Genomic DNA, 25,165 nt, shown 5'->3' on the forward strand with positions numbered 1-25,165 from the left:
ACATGACACAATTAATGAACGCACCGCTAAATAAGGAACAACTGTTAGAACATGTACAAGCATTTGTACAAACGCCAGTTGATGACAAGTTAGATGCAAACCTCATTGAGCTTGGCTTAGACTCAATGCACATGATGCGCTTAGTGAACCAATGGCGTAAACAAGGTGCCAAAGTGACTTTTTCCAAACTGATTGAGCGGCCTGTACTCAATCACTGGATCACACTTTTATGCGCACAAACTGAACCCGACTCTGAAATACCTCAAGCACCTGAGCTACCAAATATAGATCCCTATGCGGAGTTTGCATTAACTGATGTGCAATATGCCTACTGGATTGGTCGTCAGGACGAGCAAGAACTTGGCGGCGTTGGTTGTCACGCATATCTAGAAGTGGACAATCAAGACATCGATCCACTCAAGCTAGAGCAAGCTTGGCATGCACTTTACCAATACCACCCGATGCTACGCGCACAGTTTACAGAATCTGGCAGTCAGCAAGTTTATTCACCATTGCCGACTCCTGGACTCGCAATCAATGACTTTAGCTCACTTTCACAAGCAGAGGCGACACAAGCGGTAGAGCAAGTGCGCAGCCGCCTGTCACACCGTAAGCTTGGTATTGAGCATGGTCAAACCATAGGTCTGGAACTGAGTCTACTGCCTGAAAGTAAATGCCGTATCCATTTTGATGTAGACCTGCTGATCGCCGATGTACAAAGCTTAAATATCTTATTAAAAGACTTAGCGGTGCTATACCATGGTGGCACGCTAGGCACAGATCCAAACTGGAGCTTTGCAAAATACTTAGCCTATGAACAGACGCAAAACCAAGACAAGCTTAAAGCCGATAAAGCCTACTGGCAAACGCGTTTAGCTACACTGCCGCCTGGTCCGCAACTACCACTGAATTGCGACCCACAAACAGTGACAAAGCCAGAGTTTTCTCGCCGCTTGCACACACTGACAGCAACTCAATGGCAAACACTTAAAAATACGGCGCAGCAACACCAAGTAACACCGGCAATGTTACTCGTCACAAGTTATGCTTATGTACTTGCCAAATACAGTGCCGAGCAAAAATTCACGCTCAACTTGCCCCTGTTTGACCGAAAAACTCAGCACCCGGGCATTGAGAATGTGGTTGCCGACTTCACTAATTTATTGCTTTTGGATTGCGATTTTAGTGACGCTAAAGAATTTATTGAACATGCTAAGGCGGTACAAAGCCAATTTCACCAAAACGTTGCGCACAGTGATTATTCCGCAGTCCAGATCCAACGCGACTTAGTAAAACACGGTTATGCTCAGGGCGTCAGTGCGCCGGTAGTATTTGCCTGTAATTTAGGCACCCCACTGTTATCGCAAAAAGATACCGTACTTGGACAATTTAACTACATGATCTCGCAAACCCCGCAAGTTTGGTTAGATCACCAAGTGTACGAAGTTGACAGAGGCTTGATGCTGGCGTGGGATGCGGTCGATGAGATCTTCCCTGAAGCGTTGCTCGATACCATGTTCGCAAGCTATGTAGAACTGCTAGAAAAACTGGCAGCAAACAATGATGCATGGCAAGCACTACACTTACTTGAATTGCCACCATACCAGCAGCAGCAAAGAGAAAGGGTGAATAATACCACCGCCCCTTACACACCGCATACATTGCATGAAGCATTTTTTAACTGTGCTAAAACGCATCCAAATAAAACGGCCTTGGTATTCAACGGCGAACAACTGAGCTACCGCACTGTCGCTGAACAAGCGCTGCGCGTAGCTGCACACTTAAAACAGCAAGGGCTAGGTGATTCAGAACCGGTGGCCGTGACTTTACCTCGAGGATATCAGCAGATCATCGCAGTGCTGGGGGTGCTGGCAGCTGGCGGCTGTTATGTACCAATTGGCACCCATCAACCTCAATCTCGACGAACTAAGATCCACAACACCGCAAAAATCAAGTTGGTACTAGCCCATCAAGACGATCCTGAACATGATCCAGCAGTCCAGCTCATTAATATTCAAGCAGCACTGCAAAGTGCACCGCTCGGATCAGCAATAATTGCAAGCCCAGCGAGCCCGGCCTATATCATTTTCACCTCTGGCTCCACAGGTGAGCCGAAAGGGGTTGAAATGAGCCATCAGGCCACTGCCAATACTATTTATCAGCTTAACAAAGACTATCAAATCGGCCATAACAGCTGTGCTCTTGCGGTGTCGGCATTGGACTTTGATTTATCTGTGTATGATATTTTTGGTCTGCTGAGCGTAGGTGGCCAGCTTGTCCTAGTTGATGAGCAACAGCGCCGTGATGCACAAACATGGTTGGAACTAGTGCATCAACATAAGGTCACTATTTGGAATACCGTGCCGGTGTTACTAGACATGCTTTTAACCGCGGCCGAGCAAGACAGCCGCCAATTAAAATTTGAGCAAGTGATGCTGTCTGGCGACTGGATCGGCTTAGATTTACCACCCCGGCTACAGCACATTAGCGCAACTAACCCACCGATCATTGCGATGGGTGGCGCAACCGAAGCGGCGATTTGGTCAAATCGCTGTGAAGTACGTGCCCCACTACCTCTGGACTGGCATTCAATCCCTTACGGTAAACCATTACCAAACCAGAAGTACCGTGTTGTTGACCAGCATGGTCTTGATTGCCCTGATTGGGTCCCTGGTGAATTGTGGATTGGCGGTATTGGCCTTGCGACTTGTTATCGCGGCGACAGTGCGCAAACAGCTGCGCGCTTTGTAGAGCAAAATGGTGAACGCTGGTATCGCACAGGCGACCAAGGTCGCTATTGGCCTGATGGTAACCTTGAGTTTTTAGGGCGAATTGACCACCAAGTAAAAGTGCGCGGACACCGTATTGAACTAGGTGAAATTGATACCGCCCTTACTAACATCGACGGTATTCAACGCGCCGTGACGGTCACCATTGGCGAGCCAAAAAGCCTTGCTAGCGTAGTTGTATTGACTGCCCATAGTGAACTTAATAGCACAGCTATTCAACGTCAACTGCACAAGCTTCTGCCGGATTATATGGTGCCAAGTCATATTAAGTTTGCTATACAAATACCACTTAGTGCCAACGGCAAGGTAGATCGAAAAGCGCTGATCAAGCAACTAACAGCCACACAGCAGTATTCAACGGCTAGCCTCACTAAGCCACAAACAGACAACGAAAAACGCCTAGCCAAAATTTGGCAGTCTTTACTGGGTATTGAACAAATAGGCCAGCAGAGCCATTTCTTCGAACTAGGTGGAGACAGCTTAATTGCCACACAACTTATCGCAAAGCTTAAGCAACTGGGTTTGGCATCACCAAAACCACTATCCGATTTATTCTCAGCACCGCAGCTAAGTGCCTATGCAGCACGTTTAGAAAGCGTTGTGTCTGTGCCAAAACTTGCAGTCGTGCCCGACCTAAACAACCGCTTTGCCCCATTCCCGCTCACAGAAGTTCAGCGCGCCTACTGGATGGGTCAAACACCGGGTTTACCACTTAACTGCAGCACTTTGTATTTGCTTGAATTAGAAGGTGAAAACGTTGACCTACAGCGTATGGCGAAGGCTTGGGATAGACTCGTTGAGCATCATGAAATGCTACGCGCTGTGATCACACCAGATGGCCAGCAACAGCTGCTATCGCACTTGCCAACTATGTCCATAGCCGAGGTTAGCCTAAAATCGGAGACAGAAAATCACGCAAGTGCAGCGCGCGACCACCTGCACCAGTTCTGGAGTAAGATCTGTAAAAAAGCACTGCAGAGTCATAATCAGAGCGACTCTGTAACCCTGTCTAATCACCGTATTTGCGCCGTGCATTATGGTGATAACAAAACCCGCTTGGGGATCATTTTTGATTACTTAACCTTGGATGGGTTCAGCATTAAGTTATTGTTGGATCAACTTGCCAGCCTGTACAACGATCCGACTTATCACTTAGCCAAAATCGACATTTCATTCCGGGACTATGTGATCCAAGTGCAACACCATGATGCAGAACGCGCAGCCGCAGAAGCATACTGGCGCGAGCAGATAGACACATTGCCACCAGCGCCACAACTACCGCTAAGACAAGACCCACAAAGTATTACCAAGCCTGAGTTTGTACGCCGTGAGGCACAGCTAAACGCAGATACATGGCAAGCACTTAAAAACCAAGCGAGATCACACGGGATCACGCCATCGGTGTTACTACTAACGGTATACAGTAATGTATTAAGACGTTGGAGCGAAGGCGACCACACCTTAAACTTAACCTTGTTCGATCGCCAAGACGTACATCAAGACATTAACAAAGTACTTGGTGACTTTACTACCTTGGCACCCATTGCATTTCGTGCAAACACTGAAAACTCTCTACTAGAGCAAGCTAAAAAAGCACAACTGCAAATTGCTCAGGCCATTGAACACAAAGCAATTTCATCTATATGGATGCAACGTGAACAGGCACGTCATGGCACATTGACCTCTGCTGCACTGCCAGTGGTATTTACCAGTACCTTGGGCCTTGGTGGTGGTTTGTTTGAAAATTCCAGCGGTAACTTTCCGCAGATTGTACCGGGTGGTTTATCTCAAACACCGCAGGTTTGGCTTGACCATCAATTGTATGAATTTGATGGGGCGCTTATCTTATCTTGGGATGCGGTAGATGCACTTTTCCCGCAAGGTATGATTGACGACATGTTTACCAGCTATATTGACGCACTCGAAGAGCTGTGCCACAGCAGTTGGGAACAAACTATGTCGCTACCTTTACCAGATGCGCAAGCGCATACACGCATAGCGGTTAATCACACCGAAAGCCCACAAACGCCGCGTACTTTGCACAATGCTATTTTTGAGTATGCAGAACAAAATCCAGACGACACTGCCCTTGTATTTGAAAACAGGGTTGTCAGTTATGCAGAGCTAAGCAAGCAAGCGCTGAGCATTGCAGCACTGTTACAACAACACCAGCTTGAGCCGACAGAACCTGTCGCGGTCACTCTACCGCGCGGTATTGAACAAATAGCTGCCGTATTGGGTATTATGGCTGCGGGTGGCTGCTATGTGCCAATTGGTGTGCATCAGCCAGCTAGTCGTCAAGCAAAAATCCATCGCACAGCGGGGATCCGATTAGTCCTCACAGACAGTGCTCACCTTGACACCGAATCAATCGACTCAGTCACGAGGTTAGATGTGGCTACTGTAAGAAATCCGCTTGCAGCAATCGTGAATAGTTCGCCAGCACAGCCTGCCTATATTATTTTCACCTCAGGATCTACAGGTGAACCAAAAGGTGTCGAAATGTGCCATCAAGCCACAGCAAACACCATAGATCAACTTAATAAAGCCTACAACATAGATAAGAACAGCAGTGTGTTGGCCGTTTCCGCCTTGGACTTCGACTTGTCTGTATATGACATCTTTGGCTTGCTAGGCGTGGGCGGTAAGGTTGTCTTGTTAAGCGATGAAAATCGCCGCGATGCTCACCAGTGGCTGCAACTTGTGCACCAACATGATGTTAATATCTGGAACTCAGTACCAGTTCTACTCGATATGTTGCTGGTTGTTGCAGAGCAAGACGACAGACAACTGCCATTCAATCAAGTAATGCTATCTGGGGATTGGATTGGCCTTGATATCCCACCGCGTTTGCAGGCAAAAAGCAAAGCCGATATACCACTTATTGCTATGGGTGGTGCAACAGAAGCGGCGATTTGGTCAAACGTCTGCGAAGTGAGAGGTGATATCCCTGTTCAGTGGCATTCAATTCCTTACGGCAAACCATTACCAAACCAAACTTATCGCGTCGTCGATGCGCAAGGTCGTGACTGCCCAGATTGGGTGGCTGGAGAGCTATGGATAGGTGGTGCAGGCCTAGCAACCACATACCGAGGCGATAAAAAACTCACAGCTGATCGTTTCGTCAACCATGAAGGCAAACGCTGGTATCGCACCGGCGATAGAGGTCGTTATTGGCCTGATGGTAATCTAGAATTTTTAGGTCGTATAGACCAGCAGGTAAAAGTACGCGGTCATCGTATAGAGCTGGGTGAGATTGATACTGCTCTGAGTCGTATTGCAGGCATTACCCGTGGTGTCGCGCTCACTATCGGCGAGCCAAAAATGTTAGTGGCCGCGCTGGTAATGGACGAAAACATCACACTTAATAGCAAAGCTGTTAACGCTGAACTTGCACTTCTACTGCCTGATTACATGGTGCCCAATTATTTATTAGCTGTAGATGTACTGCCACTCAGTGCCAACGGTAAGGTTGATAGAAAACAACTTGCTGCACAATTTGACGGTCAATTTACTGCGCTTGAAGTGGAGCTGACGCCGCCACAAACAGACAACGAAATTCAATTAGCTAAACTTTGGAAAAGCTTACTGGGTGTTGCCGATATAGGCCTTCAAAGCAGCTTTTTTGCGCTAGGTGGTGATTCACTTTTAGCTACCCAGTTGCTTACTCAACTTGCCCAACAAGGGCTATCGACCAAGCAGCCGCTACGCACTTTATTTGCGAATCCAACCCTTGGTGCGTTTGCTGCAACGCTAGTGACACAGCAAGCCACACAAAGCCAACAAATCGTTGCTAAACCTGAGCTGCAATTTGAACCATTTGCACTGACTGAGGTACAAAGTGCTTATTGGTTAGGTCAAACAGCGGGTTTTCCTCTCAATTGTGGTACCCACTACTTGCTAGAGCTAGATAGCTTAACACTAAATATTGAGCGTATGACTCAAGCTTGGCAAACCTTATACGCACGTCATAATATGCTGCGTGCCAAGGTTAGCAATGATAATCAGCAGATTGTATTGCAAGACACTTGTGCACCAATGCTGGACATCGAGCAACAGGTTTACGCGAATTTAGACCTAGCTAGGTGTCAAATCAACACTTGGTGGCAAGCACAAAACAGTGCGCATCTACATGACGCTGTGGCGATTAAAATCGTGCGCTATCAAGCGGATGGAGATGAACGTACCCGCCTTGCCTTGATGTTTAATTACATGACCCTTGATGGTTATAGCATCATGCTGCTATTGCGCGAGTTTGCCACCTTGTATCAAGCACCACAAACCAAACTTACGCCACTGACATTAACTTTTAGAGACTATGTCACGCAGCTACAAAACAGTCAGCAGGCGATAGATGAAGCGCAAGCCTACTGGCGTAAGCGTTTAGCAACTCTGCCAGAGGCTGCAACACTGCCGCTGGCGCAAAACCCACTGCAAATTGAACACAGCGAATTCTCACGCCGTAGCGCAAGGCTGCCCGCATCTAAATGGCAAGCCATTAAACAAGCGGCCAAAGAGCAAGGTGTTACTCCAAGTATTTTAGTACTTACCGCCTATGCAGAAGTGCTCAGTCAATACAGTGGTGGTCATGCTCATACTTTGAACTTAACGCTCTTTGACCGTCAAAACGTGCACCCAGAAGTGGGCAGTATCGTTGGTGACTTTACCTCACTGGCACCACTTGATTACCATCCTGACGAGCAAGTCTCCATTGCCCATCATGCGCAGCAACTGCAAAACCAACTTGCCGATGTGCTGGAGCATCGCGCCGTTTCATCCGTTTGGGTGCAAAGGGAGCGTAGCCGAACGATGGGGCATACTGCGGCCGCATTGCCAATCGTCTTTACCAGTACTTTAGGAATGGCTGATGATTTATTGGCAGACTCCTTCAATGAAGGTTTACCACAGTTTACCGATGGCGGATTGTCGGCAACACCGCAAGTTTGGCTAGATCATCAAATGTATGAATTCAGAGGCGAGCTGATTTTATCCTGGGACGCTGTCGACGCTCTGTTCCCTGCAAATTTGTTAGACAACATGTTTGCACGCTTCTTGACGCTTCTTGATGAATTGGCTGATTCAGCAGACTCGCCATTTAGTTATGTGCTACCTGAAACCCAACAAGCGGTACGTCACAGCGTGAACAATACTTTCGCCGAGCAACCCCCCCGAACCTAAGGGATCCCCAGAAATAATCATTAAGTTTCAATTACATCACTCACATCCATATTTTTCCAATCGAGTTTCACTACCACCTGTACGAAATAGGCTAGCCCTTCCAAATAATCTCGCCGTCGCAGTTTAATGGACTGTTTTTTGAAGTATCGCAGCCCAACAAATGCCCATGACACTACTCGTCTTTTTTTGGTTGAATTAGCTTGAAAAGCGCCTGTCTTTCCTGCTTTGTCTATCACTGCCCCCAGCATCATTGAGAACCAATGAACCAGAGTTGCGAGCAGTAAAAGTATGTCTAATCGATTGAGTTTGTTCGTTCTGTGCAGATCTGAGCCTAAGCCGAATCTAACACTTTTTTGATCTCGAAACCCTGCCTCTATCTGCATTCTCATACCATATAGCTTGAGCACTTTTTCGAGAAAATGGTGCCTTTTTGGAAGTGAAGAAACGAGTAGCCAAGGCTCTTTATAACCGCGTTCTTTATCTCTTTTTAATAACTTATGTCCCTTGCCAACCAACACTGCATGCGTTTGATATTTTGCACTTTTGGTCAGCTCGGTCGCGCCAAGATACTGGCTCTTACGTTGATTGCTCTTGAATAGTGACTGGCATGGAACAAACTCATCGCTGCCCTGCGTTTTCAAGTGTGCCGTACCTCGAACTCGGCTAATATAATGCCAGTCATTGTTTCGCACGGCTTTGAGCCAAGGAACTTTAAAGCCCGCATCCGTAACAATAACGGGCCGACAATCACTCGGCAAGATCAGTTTGAGCATCTTCAAGAACCGTTTTTGTACTTTTGGGCAATGATATTGAAAGCTGAATGCACTTTCCTGGTATAAGGTCAAAGAGCGACCTTCACTGACAATGCTAGCACGCAGAATACAGTATTTGGTTTGTGTATCTGCATGACTCCAATCAACCAATATGACGGGATGCTTTTCAGTGACCACAAAACGGCTTAAGCGAACATAAACCGATGTCGATTCACGCAAAAGCTCGTGGTTATTGAGTAGTCGATCAATACGCTTAATATCATGTTTTTCAGTTGTTTTTGAATCCAAATTGCGACCAATAGATGTCAAGGTGCATTGCTGACAGTGCAAAAGAGATTTAACGGCAGCGACTAGAGTATTAAATCTGGCTTTATGAATAGAGTTAGGGGTGACAGCGCGGAGCATATTGTGCAAAATAGTAGACGCATTCATGGTGTTTAGTTCTGTTGTTTTTAAGCGATTCATAAGATCACAAAACACCATGAATGTTCCCTCACTACCCATATTTTTTAACACTATTAGTTCATTGATATATAAAGGCTAATTTTGGGGATACTTTAGCCCCCGAACCCTACATCAAGCTATGTTTGACTATGCCCGCCAGCACCCAGATACAACCGCACTGATCGCTGATGCGCAAACGGTGACCTATGGCGAGTTGGCAGACAAAGCACTGCGTATCGCCAACTTACTCGATACCCAAGGTTTGGCTGCGGGCGAACCTGTAGCCGTGAGCTTGCCAAGAGGTATAGCACAGGTGGCCGCCGTATTTGGCATTATGGCGGCAGGTGGCTGCTATGTGCCAATCGGAGTGCATCAACCAACAAGTCGCCAAGCGAAGATTCACCGTACCGCGGGAATTCGCTGGGTACTGACAGACGAACAGCATATAAAACAAGAGGTAGAAGTAGGCGTAACGCGCCTCAATGTGGCGGATGCAACTCGCTTCGCACCACTGGCAACGCCCTTGCCAGTGGCAACAGATGCTCCAGCGTATGTGATCTTTACCTCGGGCTCTACAGGCGAGCCAAAAGGGGTAGAAATGTGTCATCAAGCGACAGCAAATACTATTGACCAGCTCAATCAGCATTATGCTATCGATAGTAACAGCCGCGTGCTCGCGGTCTCTGCATTAGATTTTGACCTCAGTGTTTACGACCTATTTAGTCTACTAAGTGTCGGTGGCAGCGTGGTATTGCTAAATGAAAATAATCGCCGTGATGCTGCAACTTGGCTTGAACTTGTACATCAACATCAAGTCAATGTCTGGAACTCAGTGCCAATACTGCTAGACATGTTACTCGTGGTTGCTGAAAACGACGCCCGCTCACTGCCATTTGCTCAAGTAATGTTATCTGGCGATTGGATTGGCCTAGATTTACCTCCACGCTTGCAGGCTAAAACCCATCACACTATGCCACTAATTGCTATGGGTGGTGCTACCGAAGCGGCTATTTGGTCAAACAGTTGTGAAATCAAAGGAGAGCTGCCAGCCCATTGGACATCTATCCCCTATGGCAAGCCACTACCTAACCAAACCTACCGTGTGGTGGATCCATTTGGTCGCGACTGCCCTGATTGGGTTGCCGGTGAACTTTGGATTGGCGGTGTCGGTCTTGCCACTGCATACCGTGGTGATGAAAAACTCACTGCTGAGCGATTTGTCATAGCAAATGATAATCGCTGGTACCGCACAGGCGATCGTGGTCGCTATTGGCCTGATGGTAATCTCGAATTCTTGGGCCGAATAGACCACCAAGTTAAAGTGCGCGGTCACCGTATAGAGCTCGGTGAAATTGACGCTGCTTTTGCACGTATTGAGGGCCTCAGCCGCGGTGTGACATTGACCATTGGGGAGCCGAAGAAGCTCGTTGCTGCCTATGTTAAAGAAGCAAAAGCCACGCTGGATGCACATGCTATCACCGCACAACTTCAGCAACAGCTACCTGAATACATGGTGCCAAGCCACTTATTGGAGCTAGAGACATTACCGCTAAGTGCCAACGGTAAAATTGACCGCAAGCAACTGAGCAATGAATTCATGGCACTGGATTTAGAGCAAACAGAGTTTGAAGCGCCAGAAAGTGAGCTTGAACAGCAACTTGCCGACATTTGGCAACAGCTACTTAAACGCGCACAGATCTCGCGTCATGATGATTTTTTTGCCATTGGCGGTGATAGCTTAAGCGCCACTCAGCTGATCCAAACACTTCAACAACAACACATTATTCCTGCATCGTTGTCACTGACAACGCTATTTAGTGCGCCAAGTATTGCCAGCTTGGCCACTGCCATTAATCAAGCGTGGCGCGATTTAAGCGGTAACACCAGTGACACAGCTGAACTATTTGAAGAGGGGACAATATGACCATCGCCAGTATAATCGCTGATTTTGAAAGCCGTGGAGTTTACCTTTGGGCCGATCAGGGTAACTTAAAATTTAAAGCGCCTGCTGGCGTGATGACAGCAGCACTTAAAACCCAATTAAAAGACAACAAAGCAGCATTTATCGATTATTTAAGTGACCCTGTGATGGCGGCTATTGAACCAAATCACGCCGACCGCTATCAGCCCTTTGCGTTAACGGATCTGCAGGTTGCCTATTTGGTTGGTCGTAACAACGCCGTGGAATATGGTGGTGTGGGGTGTCACAGTTATATCGAATTGAACCTTCCCAATATTGATGCCAAACACCTGCAAACGGCTTGGCATAAGCTGATCGAACGCCATGACATGCTGCGTGCTATCGTCAATCTTGATGGCACACAGCAAATTATTGCCGATGTCACAGCAAAGGCCATTCGCGTTCACGAGTTTGCAGATTTTGATGAGCAAACTCGTCAAGATAAGCTGCTAGAGCTGCGTGAACAGCTAGCTCATCGCCACTATCAACCAGACAAGTGGCCACAGTATGACGTGCATTTAAGCCAAACAGGCAAAGGCTCCATACTGCATTTTTCTATCGATTTGCTCATCGCTGACTTTGCCAGCATTCAAATTCTGCTTGCAGAGCTTGGCGAGTTATACAATCACCCAGAGCGCGAACTTGCGCCTCTGAAGGTATCTTACCGTGACATTGTTATTGCACGAAAAGCCCTGTTAGACCACCCAAAAACGGCGCAACGTTATGAACAACACAAAGCCTATTGGTTAGACCGCATTAAAACGCTACCTGCACCGCCTGAGCTGCCACGTGCAAAAAGCACAGGCAATGATGAAAATGTTGAGTTTTCTCGCTTACACTTTAACTTAGAGCCAGCCCTTTGGCAGCGCCTCAGTGAGCGAGCGAAAGGCCACCAACTAACGCCTTCCAGCTTAGTGTTGGCAGCATTTACGGAAGTCATTGGACGTTGGTCACGTCGCCCTGAATTTTGTTTGAACTTAACCATGCTCAATCGCGCCAATGTACACCCTGATGTACGTGGTGTGGTTGGCGACTTTATCGCGGTAAACGTATTAGCCGTGTCGCCCAACCCTCAAGCGGGCTTTGCTGAGCGTGCTAGCCAGTTGCAACAACAGCTATGGCGCGACTTAGAGCACAGCGACTTTACGGGGGTTGAAGTGCTACGTGCCATGAATCAAGACCAACAAAGCAACACCATAGTACCGATTGTTTTCACCAGTACCCTTGGCTTGTCTGCAGATGAGCTAGACAGCAACCAATTTATGCACGACGCACAGCTACGCTACGGCATCACTCAAACGCCACAGGTGTGGCTGGACTGTCAAGCAACTGAACGCGGCGGTGAGCTGATTGTAGATTGGGATATCCGCCAAGGGATTTTCCAAGCGGGTGTAATTGAACAAGCCCATCAGGCATTTTGTACCCTGCTGCGCTCACTAGCTGAAAATGATGCACTATGGCAATCCATCAGTCCTGTGAGCTTACCTGAACAAACGCAAGCGCACATCGCAAAACTGAACAACACCAAAACAGAACCAGTTAAAGGGTATTTGCACTCAGGCTTTGCACAGCATGCATTAACAACGCCCAATCAAGTCGCGGTGCTCGACCAACACGGTGAAATGAGCTATCAACAACTCGCCGAGCTTGCTCTGCAAATCAGGCAAACCTTTGTGGGCTCTGTCAAACCGGGGGACCATATCGCCATTGTGTCTGACAAAAGCGCGCAGCAAATTGCGGCAGTCTTGGCGGTATTATTTGCCGATTGCGTGTATGTGCCCATTGAGGCGCAACACCCACTTGCACGCCAGCGATCCATTATTGCCAACTCAGGTGCCAAAATTGTACTGACAGAGTCACTGTATGCGGGCGAAGATTATGGTTCAGATATGACTGTTATCTCATTTGATCAAGTGCTACCTGTCATTCTAAAGCAAGACTATCAACATCTACTCGATGCATTCAACCAACGTCGACAACAGCAAACTTTTGTCGACTCAGCGGCTTATGTGATCTATACCTCAGGCACCACAGGTCAGCCAAAAGGTGTACAGCTCTCACATGGTGCCGCACTTAACACCGTGCTTGAGATCAATCGCTTGTACGATGTCTCCCCACAAGACAAAACCTTAGGGCTGGTAAGTTATGGCTTTGACTTGTCAATTTGGGACATCTTTGGCACGCTTTCGGCGGGTGCTACATTGGTGTTGCCGGATCAAGCTTTACGAGCTGATCCAAACCATTGGCATCAAGTGATTGCCAAGCACAAGGTGAGTCTCTGGAACTCGGTGCCAGCACAAATGCAAATGTTGATGACCAGCCGACCGTGGGCAGAAGATCTAAACCTCAGTACGCTCAGACTAGCTATGCTTTCTGGTGATTGGATCCCAGTTCAACTTGCCCAGGAAATGCTCCAACAACTACCACACATCAGTTTAATTAGCCAAGGAGGCCCCACTGAAACAGCAATTTGGTGTGTGCATCACCAAGTGACAGATATTGCCTCGGATGCCATATCAGTCCCCTATGGAAGACCGTTAGCAAACCATCAAATCCATATTTTAAATGACCGACTAGAGCCCTGCCCAACCTGGGTAACTGGTGAAATGTATATTGCTGGCGATGGCTTAGCACTGGGTTACTTAAACGATGCGCAAAAAACCGCTGAGCTGTTTATTGAACACCCACTCACGGGTGAAAGGCTTTATCGTTCCGGCGATCTCGGCTGTATTATGGATGATGGTATAATTGCCATTCAAGGGCGCGAAGATGGCCAAATCAAAATCAATGGCCATCGCATAGAGCTTGGCGAAATTGAGTCAACCATTGCTAAACATCCAGCGATTAAACATGTTGCGGTGAGCAATCTATCCAGTGATGGTAATTTGGCTGCTGCCCTTGTGCTGCAAGCAGGTGTCGACACTGAAATGGCAATCAGTGAGTTGGCTAACTTACTGGCTGATAAACTACCTAAATACATGCTACCAGCGCACTATTTTGCCTTAGACACACTCCCCCTTAGTCAAAATAGTAAGCTAGATAGAAAACAACTTAAAGTGCAACTCACGCACATGCAGCAACAACTTACAACGCAATTTGAAGCGCCGCTCGACAATCATGTTGAACAGACGGTTGCGCAAATCTGGCGTGACTTATTGGGGGTTACTGAAATATCTCGTCACGATGACTTTTTCCAGCTAGGCGGTACCAGCTTAAATGCGATCAACCTTTTAAGTGCATTTTTAGCTGCGGACTTTGATGCTGACATTGACCTAATTTTCAACAATGCGGTGTTCAGTGATATGTGCGACACGCTAGAGCAAGCAAATCAAGCGAAACAAGCGTGGCTGGATAGCATCGACTTGGGCGATATGGCAGCTAAGGCACTAACCGGGCTTGCTGACGCCCTGCCATACGACCCAAGCTCACCAGCAAACACTGTGCTATTGACTGGTAGCACCGGGTATTTGGGCAGTTATGTACTGAGGGAGATGCTAGATAACACCGACTATCAGATTGTCTGTTTGATGCGCTGTGATGACATTCAACATGGATTCTCACGCTTGGAGCAAGCCGCTGCAGAAAAAGGATTGCCCGCGAAAATTTCGCACGAGCGCATTCAGGTAGTCAGCGGCAGTATGTCTGAAAGCAACTTTGGGCTAAGTGACGCAGACTATCAAGCACTCAATGCGCAAGTTGATGTGATCATCCACAATGCATCGATCATTAATCTGATGGATCCGCTTTCATCGCTATATCCTAGCAACGTGGAAGGTGCCCGAGAAATCATCCGATTGGCAAGCTCGCATCACGTGAAACCGATACATTATATTTCCACCATTGGCGTACACCATGCGCTGCCTGTAGATACACCGCAGCCAGTGCTTGAGCAGACCCAGGTGGTGCCATGGCGTGAGGTGGATTTAACTTATGAGCAGTCAAAGATCATGGCTGAAACCTTATTCACAGAAGCAAGGCGTCACGGTGTACCGGTAAATATTCTGCGTCCAGGTACCATCACATGGGCTACCACAAAGACACCGTTTATTAACAACGATGCGTTCTTAAAGTTTTATCGTGCCTGTTTGCATATTCATGCTTACCCTGCGTCAGAACTGGCGGTAAATATAGTCCCCGTGGACTACGTGGCAAGGTGTATCACCGCCATCTTAAAAGGTGCAACGGGTCAAAATAGTAACTTCCACTTAGTGTCGGATCAAAGTACTGAAGTGGCTCAGGTCTACACGTGGTTTAACGAACTTGGCTGTGATATTCAGCCACTTGATTTTATTACATGGAAAGACACCCTTAATGACAATTTTGTGCGCAGCTTTGTTGAGCTTTATTTTAAACAAGGAATGGACGCAGGGGGTCACCACCAGTATGCCACCGACAACCTTAAAGCCATTTTAGCCAAGTTCGACCTAGCCAACTTTGCCGTCGACCGCGATTACCTGAAACCACTTACACAGAAGTACAACAATGCTTAATGCCACACAAACCAACAATGACGCGTGTTACCGTATTTTCAAAGCACGCCCAAATGCTTCTAAGCGCTTGATAATATTGCCTCATGCGGGCGGATCTGCAAGCTACTTTCGCCAGTGGGCCGATATCAGCGAGCCAGACTTAGAAATTGTGGTAGTGCAGTATCCTGGCCGTGAAAGCCGTATGGCGGAGCCTTTAGTGTCGGATATGAATCGCTTGGTTAGCACTTTGGCCACAGGCCTTAAGTCTCTGTTGAATAAACCTTATATTTTGTTTGGTCATAGCATGGGCGGCGGCATCGCCTACGAACTTGCCATGCGCATTCAAGCCTATCGCTATCCGCCTCCCATTCAATTGATAGTCTCAGCGGTTGAAGGGCCAAGTTGCCATCATGCAACTAAAGTGCACAAAGCCAGTGACGAGGCCATGCTTAATGAGCTAAAGCGCTTAAATGGCACAGGTGTTGATCTCAACGCCTACCCAGAGCTTCTAGATATGATGATGCCCTTACTGCGTAATGACTATAAGTTGATTGAAACTTATCAGCCAGACCTCAACGCAGCTAAATTACAGCACCCACTTACAGTGATGCTCGGTTCAACCGATACCGAGCTCAGCTATGAGGAAGCAGAGGCTTGGCAGCAAGTTTGCACTCAGCCTATCAATATTGAGACCTACGAGGGCGGCCATTTTTACTTAGCCGATCATATTGATGCCATTCTCTCGCACTTGAGTTTGCTGTTCCCCGCGCAAAAAACTTGGTTATGCACCCCCTAACCAGCTAGGGAGCTGCAGTGGCAGCTCCTGCTTTAGCAAACGCCCATAAAATTATCGCTTTTGGGGATAAGCAACCCGATATGGGTAGTACTCAATTATTAACCTCTGCAAAATGAAGCAATTTAATTAAGTCAATTTTTCGCAAGGAAACGCTAATGCGCCGCTATAACTTGTTGTTTTGTGTATTTCTATCCGCATTACTGTCTCACAACGCTTACGCCCAGTTCCCCGTTACGGTGAAAGATGACCGTAATAAGCTGGTCACCATTAATTCAGCGCCAAATAAGGTCGCTGCGGTCTCTGTATTTGGGGCAGACTTACTCTATGCTCTTGGCATGCAGGCTGCGGGGATCTCAACATTAAACCACCAGTTGTCACCTTATCTTGGTGAGCAAACCAAACAGATGGTGGACCTTGGAGAAATTCACGAAACTAATTTAGAGGAATTAACAGCTTTAAAACCTGATCTCACCATCGGGTTGCGTACCTATACCGAGCCTTTTGCGACCAAATTTGAAGAGATAGGCCACTTTTTGGCCTACGATTTAGTCACCAAAGCCGACTCAGATCGGGCGATCACATCCGCCGCTAAAGCGCTGGGTAAATCAACGCAAGGCGTTGAACTAAACCGCGTATTTAACACCCAACTAGAACGCTTTGCATCGCAACCACTCAAACCGCAATCAGTGGTGTTTTTGTGGCATTGGTCGGATGTACCTTATGCATTTTTTGATCATCATTTTACCGTTGCAATGATGACGGCCCTAAAAGCGAAAAATAGTGTGGGCACCTCGCCACAGCCAAACTTAAAGAAGTTTGATTCAGCACCAATTTCGATGGAGTCTTTATTACAGCTCAACCCTGATGTGATCATCTCCTTTAAGGGTGAACCTGGGCCTTTTAACTATCATCCAGTTTGGAAACAACTCAAAGCGGTTAAAAATGGCCGTGCCTATCGCGTTGCAGATCATTACGTCATGCCGCATGGGCCCATAGCAAGAAGTTTAATTTTGCAGGAATTGGCATATTTACTTCATCCAGATAAGTTTTCTCCGCCGAGCAGCTTAGCCAAAGAAGCACAGGCCACCCAGATGCAGTTTGTTAATTTATAACCCTTAATTTAGACACACTATGATGAATTCAGTTGTACTTCGCTTTACTGTATCACCGGTTGGCTTATGTCTAGTAGGCTTGTGCATGTTAATACTCAGCCTACTGCTGTCTATATCTATCGGCGACTATCAAATCTCGCTAAAAGAGCTTTGCTCGGTGCTTGTCTCACCGTCAGAATCACTGGCTAGCTTCGTCGTTTGGGAGCTGAGAATGCCCCGCCTCGTTTTAGCTATGATTGCCGGCGCTGCGCTTGGGATGGCAGGTGCGATTACCCAAGCGGTCACGCAAAATGAACTCGCATCTCCGAGTCTAGTCGGTGTATCAGCGGGAGCCGCATTGGCTATTGTCTTGCTCCTCGTATTCACCAGTTTGACTACTCACTATCACTTCATTGCTGGTATTTTTGGAGGCACTATAGCGATGTCTGTCACGCTATGGCTATCTTGGCAACAAAAGCTAGAGCCTGTGAATCTCATTTTGTCTGGTTTGTGTATCTCTTTATTTTGTGCAGCCGCAACGACTTTGTTATTGATCTCAGTAAGCACAGACACACGGGGCTTGTTTTATTGGCTGCTAGGCAGTGTGGCAAACCGTACTTGGCAACATGTATCATTATTAGCTCCCATCACATTGCTTGGCCTAGTTGTATGCGTGTTTTTAGCCCGTCCCCTCACTGTGTTACAGCTTGATAGCGAAATAGCAAAAAGTATCGGCGGACAGGTAAAGCGATGGCGTATTCAAGCGCTAGCACTTGCCGTTGTACTCACCTCTGCCACGGTGTCTGTCACAGGCCCAATCGCTTTTGTGGGCTTGGTTGCCCCGCACCTTTGCCGAACTTTGCTACCCAAGCACTTAGCATATGAGTATCGCTATGTTTTATTTGGTAGCGCACTAAGTGGTGCTGTGTTAGTCAGTGTTTCCGACTTACTGGCAAATTATCAGGAGATCCCTGTGGGCATTTTATGTGTGCTGTTTGGCGGGCCAAGTCTAGTTTGGTTAATACATACCCGATATAAGCAGGCCTCCATATGAACCCAACTATTGCGACACATTCTGCCATCGCCACGCCAACTTGGCCTTTTTATGGGCTGTTAATCTCGCTCATTGCACTGCTTGTTGGTTTATTTTTTGCCGCGCTGTGTATGGGGTCAGTACCGCTTTCTTTGCAATCTGTTTGGCATGCACTTATTGCCTCGACACCGCTAGAGAGCGAGTCGAATATACTCTGGCAGCTGCGTTTACCACGCTCACTGTTGGCTATGCTGGTTGGCATCCACTTTGCTTTGGCGGGGCTGATTTTGCAGGCTGTGATCCGCAACCCGCTGGCAGATCCAAGTATTTTAGGGGTAAACGGTGGCGCAAGCTTAGCCATCGTACTTTGTTTACTTGTGGTTGATTACATTCAACTGCAAGTGCTCAATTTAAGTGACGCAACCTTTGACTTTGTCTGGTTGCCGGCGGTGGCGTTACTTGGCGGAGTTTTGGCCACTGGGTTGGTTTTGAAACTGAGCTGGCGACAGCAACTACAACCCAATCAACTAGCACTCAATGGCGTGGCGATAGGTGCGGTACTGAATGCGTTGGTGATGTGGGCTATTTTGGCATGGGGTGGAAACCGTACTGAGACCAGTTTGATATGGTTAGCTGGCAGCCTGTATGGCAGGGACTTTAGTCAATTGTATTTACTTCTCCCTTGGACATTTGTCGGTGTAGTTGGTTGCTTTTTACTCTTAAAGCACCTCTCTATACTGCAACTAGACAGCGAAGTTGCCCAAACGTTGGGACTCAATGTAAAACGCTGGCGCTTAATCAGTTTGTTTATTGCAGTGGCTCTTGCGGCCAGCGCAACTGCAGTCACAGGTCCACTGGGATTTGTTGGTTTGATCGTGCCTCATTTTGCAAAAGTGCTACTAAACCGTTTTGGTTTAGGGGCTAGCCTGTTACATCTCATGGTTGTCTGTATTTTATCTGGAGCCACGTTAACACTGGCAGCAGATATTGCTAGTCGCACACTTATCTCGCCTTTAGAGATCCCAACAGGCACGCTAACTACTTTGCTGGGTATTCCCATCTTGCTCCTGTTGATCCGCCGTCAAAGTTAGGATATGTCATGTTAAACGCAAACCAAATCGCCTTACATTATCAACATAAGCCCGTGATACAAAACTTATCAGTCTCAATTGCACGCCATCAGATCACCGCGATTGTCGGTCCAAATGGCTGTGGTAAATCCACCCTACTTAAATTGCTTGGAGGACTTACCAAACCTAGTGAGGGCACTATCTCTTTGGAGCAAAAGCCACTGCATAAATGGCGCCCTAAAGCGTTAGCAAAAAAGCTAGCATTACTCGGGCAAAACCCGCAAGCACCGGGTGGAATGCTCGTAAAGCAACTCGTAGGACATGGCCGGTTTCCCTACTTAGGATTGTTTAACACATTATCGCAACACGATCAGCATGCAATCACGTGGGCATTGAAAAAGACCCAATTAGAAGAATTACAACATAAACCACTGGAACATTTATCGGGTGGAGAACGCCAGAGAGCGTGGCTGGCCATGGCTTTAGCCCAACAGTCTGAGATTTTACTCTTAGACGAACCCACCACTTATCTCGACTTAGGTCACCAGTTTCAGCTTTTAGACCTGCTCAAGCAGTTGCAAATTCATGAGCGCAAAACCATTGTGATGGTACTGCACGATATCAATCAAGCTAGTCAATTCAGTGACCGAATTATCGCCCTTAAAAAAGGCGCAATAGTGGCAGATGGTACACCGCAACAAGTAGTCACCAAGCAAATCATTAACCAACTGTTCAATATTGATGTTTCAGTCGTGCCTCAGCGCTATGGCAAAGTCATAAAACCGCTGTGCTTACCACTTGAAACTCAAAACCAGTTGACCTCAAACTCAGCGGTGCCATTGCGCAGCGCGGCAACCTAAAATCAACAATAGAAGCTAATGAGATGGAATTAGAAATTCGCGATGTATCAAAAACATATGCAAATGGTGTACATGCACTTAAAGCTATCAACTTAACCATAGGAAAAGGCATGTTTGGCCTACTTGGTCCCAATGGTGCTGGAAAAAGCAGTATTATGCGCACCATTGCCACACTGCAAACGCCCGATAGCGGCGAAATACACTTTGATGGACAAAGCATCTTTGCAAACCCCACTGAGTTTCGTCGTCAGTTAGGCTACTTGCCACAGGACTTTGGTGTCTACGCCAATGCATCCGCCACTGATATGTTAGATTATTTCGCCCGTTTAAAAGGCATTCAAAACGCCAAGCAGCGGAAAAGCAAAATTGACCAATTATTGCAGCTCGTTAATCTCACTGAGCATTGTCACAAAGCGGTAGATACTTACTCAGGAGGCATGCGTCAGCGCTTTGGTATCGCCCAAGTTTTATTGAACAACCCAAAAGTCATCATTGTCGATGAACCAACAGCGGGGCTAGATCCTGCCGAGCGTAACCGCTTTTACAGTATTTTGCATCAGCTTACTGACAGCGCCATTGTGATCCTTTCCACACATATTGTGGGAGATGTGACAAACCTATGTGGCGATATGGGTATCCTCAACCGGGGCACAATACTTGCGCGTGGCAAGCCAGATGAACTCGTCGCATCCATTGCTCAGCAGATTTGGCATAAGTCGGTATCTCGAGAAGAATTAAAGCAACTGCGAAGCAACCACAAAGTGATTTCAACACGCATTGTTAAAGGCGAGATACAAGCCACAATTCAAAGCGACACTGCACCTGCTCACTTTACGCAAAGCGCTGCGGACCTTGAAGACTTCTACTTCAGCTACGTCCCAGAACTTGCAGTTTAAGGAGCTCGCATGTTTGTAACCAGTTTTTTATTTGAGCTTAAATATCGATTGCGCTCCACAGCCACTTGGGGTTGCTTGATTGCCATGATCATTATGGGCTATCGAGAAATGCTAGGCGGTGAATGGGATATGCTGATGCAAAGTGGCAGGGTCGCTCGCAATTCTCCATACGCTATTTATTACCTGTTTATGTACTACACGTTTTGGGCGGCCACCGTAGGCAGCGCACTAGTGATCCCCACATTACTTAGGGATCTTAATTCGAAAACGGCAGATTATTTGTATAGTTTTGATATTAATAGTAAACACTATTTTATAGGTAAATACTTAGCTTGTTTAGTTATTGTAATGTTGGTGATGAGCTCGGTTATCATCGCCATGGTTACTCTGCCTATGGTATCAAATCTGTTTGGGCTCTACCCTGCCAGTGATTTTATGGCCACCTCATGGCCACATATTTTACATGCGATGCTAATTTGGGTGCTGCCTGCTTGTATTGTTTATACTGCCATTCCTTTTGCGCTCACCGCACTCACGGGCCGCGCTACACCAGCTTATGCCGCCATGATGATAGCAGTAGGATCGTTTGTCTTGATCACCGCCTTATTTGGTGATGGAGCACCACAAGCGCCTTGGTTGCGAATTGTCGATCCACTGGGCAAAGTCACGGTTGAAGGGCAAATTTTTTACTGGACGGCAGAACAAAGAATGAGCCAGTTTTTAAGCTTAGACAGCACCTTACTGTATAACCGCCTCCTCTATTTGAGCTCGGCACTTACTCTGCTCGCATTTGCTTGGTGGCGCTTTGATTTAACAACATTCAGAACCAGCAACAGTCAAAAGTCGGCCGCCAAGCAGGTAACTAAAGGCCAACAACAACACCGCTCAGGTAAGTTAAACATGGCTCCATTGGCACTCGTAACCAATGATGCGATAGCCTATTGGCTCAAATTCAGCGCCCATGCTGGGTATTTACAAGCACGGCAAATCATTACTAATCGAGCATTTTACCTTTCAATGTTGACCTTGGCGTTAATGTTACTTATCGCCGGATTGAGTTACCGCTTACCGGGAATTGAGGGCAGTGCAGCCATCTTGCCAAAAACCCACACGCTCCTGCCCGTTTTAATTTACCCAAGCTTAATTTTCACTATGCTCGCTGCCGCATTCTTCGTCGTTGATCAATGCCACAAAGACCACCAACTCAATACTGCGCAGCTTGTTGCTGTGTGCCCTGCACCCGACTGGCAAGCGCCGCTTAGCCACATCATCGGTGCGGTCATTGTTGCAGTTGTTTTGATGCTGGTTCCGGTTACAGGTTTATTGGCCACTCAATTAGTACAAGGCTACATCGACCCTGATTGGCAGAGTTTGTTGCATTTAAGTTTTATCGTATTACTGCCATTAATGCTGGCTTATGTGTTCATTGCAATCATCAGTTATGGACTTTTACAGTCCAAAATTGCAGCGCAAGTGCTCGCTGTGATGCTGTGTATTTCCCCAGCGATATTCAATGAAACAAACGCTGTAGAAAATTTTATGTTTTTGTGGGCATGGCCATCCATCGCGCAGCTGTCTGAGCTTGCATCTATGGAGCAGTTTATCGTCAGAGATATCAATATTATGCTCTACTGGCTCAGCTTTTATTGCGTATTGCTGATGCTGGTCAGCTGGTTCTGGCCAAGGGGCATAATTGCACCATTTAAAGAAAGGTTAATGGTATTGCCACGCAAAGTCGCACCACGTTCACTTGCCTTTATGCTGTTAGCGGTTACGATTTTTGTCTATCAAGCGCATTCAATCCATCAAGATATGATTATCAATGGTCAGTTTCAAACTCAAGCTGATGGCTATGCAAAGCAAGTTGATTATGAACAGCAATATCGTCAATTTGATACCCAGCCGCATCCTAAAATTAACCATGCTGAAATTGCCATATCGCTTCACCCAAATAAGCGTTCGCTTGGTTATACGGCCAATTTTACACTTCTTAACCCACATCACACGAGCATAGAACAACTGCTAATTAACACTGACGATTTTACTTCTATCGATGAAGTCAGTATGAAGGGACAAGCACTTTCGCCTGTTATTAGCGACGATACGCATCAAGTCTCGGGATGGGCTTTTAATACTCCACTGTCTTTTCAACAACAAAGTCAGCTTAGTATGACTGCCTCAGTGCAATACCAAGGCTATAGCAATCGTGCAACCGACTACCTCGGCAATGTGACAAAAAGTGCGAGCTATATCAATGCGGATTTTTGGCCCACAATCGGGTTTGAAAGAGACAAGATAATCAAAGACAATGCTCTGCGAGAGCAACATAAACTCGACCCGTTAGCGTCAGACTTTTTTAGTCAATCTACCACATCCGATGTTTATCAACACAATGATGCAGACTTAATAACCTATAAGTTGAAAATAGACGTGCCCAGCAACCAAGTTGTTGTCGCACCAGGAGAACTGATTAATCACCAAGTTCTTGGCCATCGCCATAGCTATGAATATAGCACAACCACGCCCAGTCACTGGAAGCCAGCCATTGTGAGCGCAAAGTATCAGACACGCCAAGCGAAGTGGATAAGCCCTAAGACGGCGCAAGAAGTATCTATCGATCTGTTTTATGTCAATGCTGATGAAATCATCATTAATACGATGTTGCAGCGCGCAATGCATGCCCTTGAACAAGGTGAAGCGGTGTTCGTCGCCTACCCTTATAACAGCTTAAAAATTGCCGCACTGCCACAGGGGATGGGGGAACAAACGGTGAGTGCAAATCTAGTGCTGATCCCTGAAATGTCGGCTTGGCAGCATAATTACCAACAGCCGCCCAGTATTGATTGGCTAGGATATACATTGCATCGCGCTATAGCACAAGTGTGGTGGCAGAACATTGCAGTCGCTAACACCGCGGGTTATCCCTTGCTGTCTGAGGGGATCCCTACCTGGTTTGCGCTGACCAAGTCAGGGCTTAGCAGCGAAGCAAGACAACAATTACTGACAACCCTCACCGATGAATATCTACTAACACGGACCAAAGAGTCAGGTGTGGAGAAAAATGCGCTAGCATTGACACTGCAACCTTATGCCAATAACAAGTCACAACTTGCAGTCTATGCTGCATCGCAACTTATTGGCGATAAACAATTTAGCAGCGTGGTTAAGGACACGGTAGTTAACTACCGTGCACAACAAGGGCGACATTTTGTGTCTGCACAACATTTATATCAACAGCTTACGCAGATCGTACACGCTCAGTACAAAAAGCAGCTACACACTTTATTTCAACAGGTAGTGTTACATGACTTTACAGTACAAAACCTACAGCTGGAAAAACTCAATAACAATCACTACAGCCTTGTTGCGAACTTAAAAGCCGTTAGTATTGAACAACAAAACGACAACGCCTTGCGAGCGCCCTATTCAGGCACATCCTCTGTTACTATTTACTTTGAACAAGCTGGGATCTCCAAAAGCCACGACCAAGAAGTATATTTTAACGAAGGCAAAGCGGAGTTAAGAATGTACTTACCTCAACCTCCCAGTAAGCTCTTCATTAATGAAAATGGCGCTTTTATTGATATCGCATACAGTGACAATGTCCGACAGTTATAAACATCTAATTAAGGCGCGATATGCACGCGCCTTAATCATTTTAATCCTTCGCTATATCCCGCTTTAAAAAAACCCGCAGAGAGGGGTAATTACCGTTTTCGGGTAGTACCTAAATCCCCCTACTCACACAATAACGAACAATAAAAAATAGGGCCGACCACATGGCCGCTGCTGAACAGAAATCAGCC

At 46.8% G+C, this 25,165-nt stretch carries 11 protein-coding genes; 10 read left to right on the forward strand and 1 reads right to left on the reverse strand.

The annotated features are described in order from the left end of the window. Positions 1-2: 2 nt before the first annotated feature. Positions 3-7,967: an amino acid adenylation domain-containing protein gene (locus ACT3S9_RS09870; protein ID WP_444750927.1), complete on the forward strand. Its 7,965-nt coding sequence runs from the start codon at positions 3-5 to the stop codon at positions 7,965-7,967. Between the two features lie 20 nt (positions 7,968-7,987). Here ACT3S9_RS09870 and ACT3S9_RS09875 read toward each other — a convergent pair whose 3' ends face one another. Further along, positions 7,988-9,205, reverse strand: a complete 1,218-nt coding sequence (locus tag ACT3S9_RS09875) for an IS4 family transposase (protein WP_444750800.1) — start codon at positions 9,203-9,205, stop codon at positions 7,988-7,990. Between the two features lie 118 nt (positions 9,206-9,323). Between ACT3S9_RS09875 and ACT3S9_RS09880 the strand changes: the two genes are divergently transcribed. From ACT3S9_RS09880 to ACT3S9_RS09920, 9 genes are all read left to right on the forward strand, one after another. After that, the gene (locus ACT3S9_RS09880) at positions 9,324-11,108 is read left to right on the forward strand and encodes an amino acid adenylation domain-containing protein (protein WP_444750928.1); all 1,785 of its coding nucleotides are present in this window, start codon (positions 9,324-9,326) and stop codon (positions 11,106-11,108) included. Next, positions 11,105-15,634, forward strand: a complete 4,530-nt coding sequence (locus ACT3S9_RS09885) for a non-ribosomal peptide synthetase (RefSeq protein WP_192542161.1) — start codon at positions 11,105-11,107, stop codon at positions 15,632-15,634. The genes ACT3S9_RS09880 and ACT3S9_RS09885 overlap by 4 nt, the downstream gene beginning before the upstream one ends. Beyond that, the gene (locus ACT3S9_RS09890) at positions 15,627-16,409 is read left to right on the forward strand and encodes a thioesterase II family protein (RefSeq protein WP_192542160.1); all 783 of its coding nucleotides are present in this window, start codon (positions 15,627-15,629) and stop codon (positions 16,407-16,409) included. The genes ACT3S9_RS09885 and ACT3S9_RS09890 overlap by 8 nt, the downstream gene beginning before the upstream one ends. A 155-nt stretch (positions 16,410-16,564) precedes the next feature. After that, positions 16,565-17,521 (forward strand): ABC transporter substrate-binding protein, encoded by a 957-nt coding sequence (locus ACT3S9_RS09895; protein ID WP_192542159.1) that lies wholly within the window; start codon positions 16,565-16,567, stop codon positions 17,519-17,521. Between the two features lie 19 nt (positions 17,522-17,540). Next, positions 17,541-18,554, forward strand: coding sequence for a FecCD family ABC transporter permease (locus ACT3S9_RS09900; protein ID WP_301562544.1), 1,014 nt, complete (start codon positions 17,541-17,543; stop codon positions 18,552-18,554). Continuing rightward, positions 18,551-19,624, forward strand: a complete 1,074-nt coding sequence (locus ACT3S9_RS09905; protein ID WP_192542157.1) for a FecCD family ABC transporter permease — start codon at positions 18,551-18,553, stop codon at positions 19,622-19,624. Before ACT3S9_RS09900 ends, ACT3S9_RS09905 begins: the two co-directional genes overlap by 4 nt. 8 nt (positions 19,625-19,632) lie before the next feature. Further along, entirely contained in the window at positions 19,633-20,463 is an 831-nt protein-coding gene (locus ACT3S9_RS09910) for an ABC transporter ATP-binding protein (RefSeq protein ID WP_192542156.1), read from the forward strand. Between the two features lie 23 nt (positions 20,464-20,486). After that, positions 20,487-21,359, forward strand: a complete 873-nt coding sequence (locus ACT3S9_RS09915; protein WP_192542155.1) for an ABC transporter ATP-binding protein — start codon at positions 20,487-20,489, stop codon at positions 21,357-21,359. A gap of 9 nt (positions 21,360-21,368) precedes the next feature. Continuing rightward, positions 21,369-24,977: an ABC transporter permease/M1 family aminopeptidase gene (locus tag ACT3S9_RS09920; RefSeq protein WP_301562545.1), complete on the forward strand. Its 3,609-nt coding sequence runs from the start codon at positions 21,369-21,371 to the stop codon at positions 24,975-24,977. Positions 24,978-25,165 lie beyond the last annotated feature (188 nt).

The sequence above is a fragment of the Pseudoalteromonas sp. AOP31-A2-14 genome (assembly GCF_052378035.1).
Taxonomy (GTDB): Bacteria; Pseudomonadota; Gammaproteobacteria; order Enterobacterales; family Alteromonadaceae; genus Pseudoalteromonas.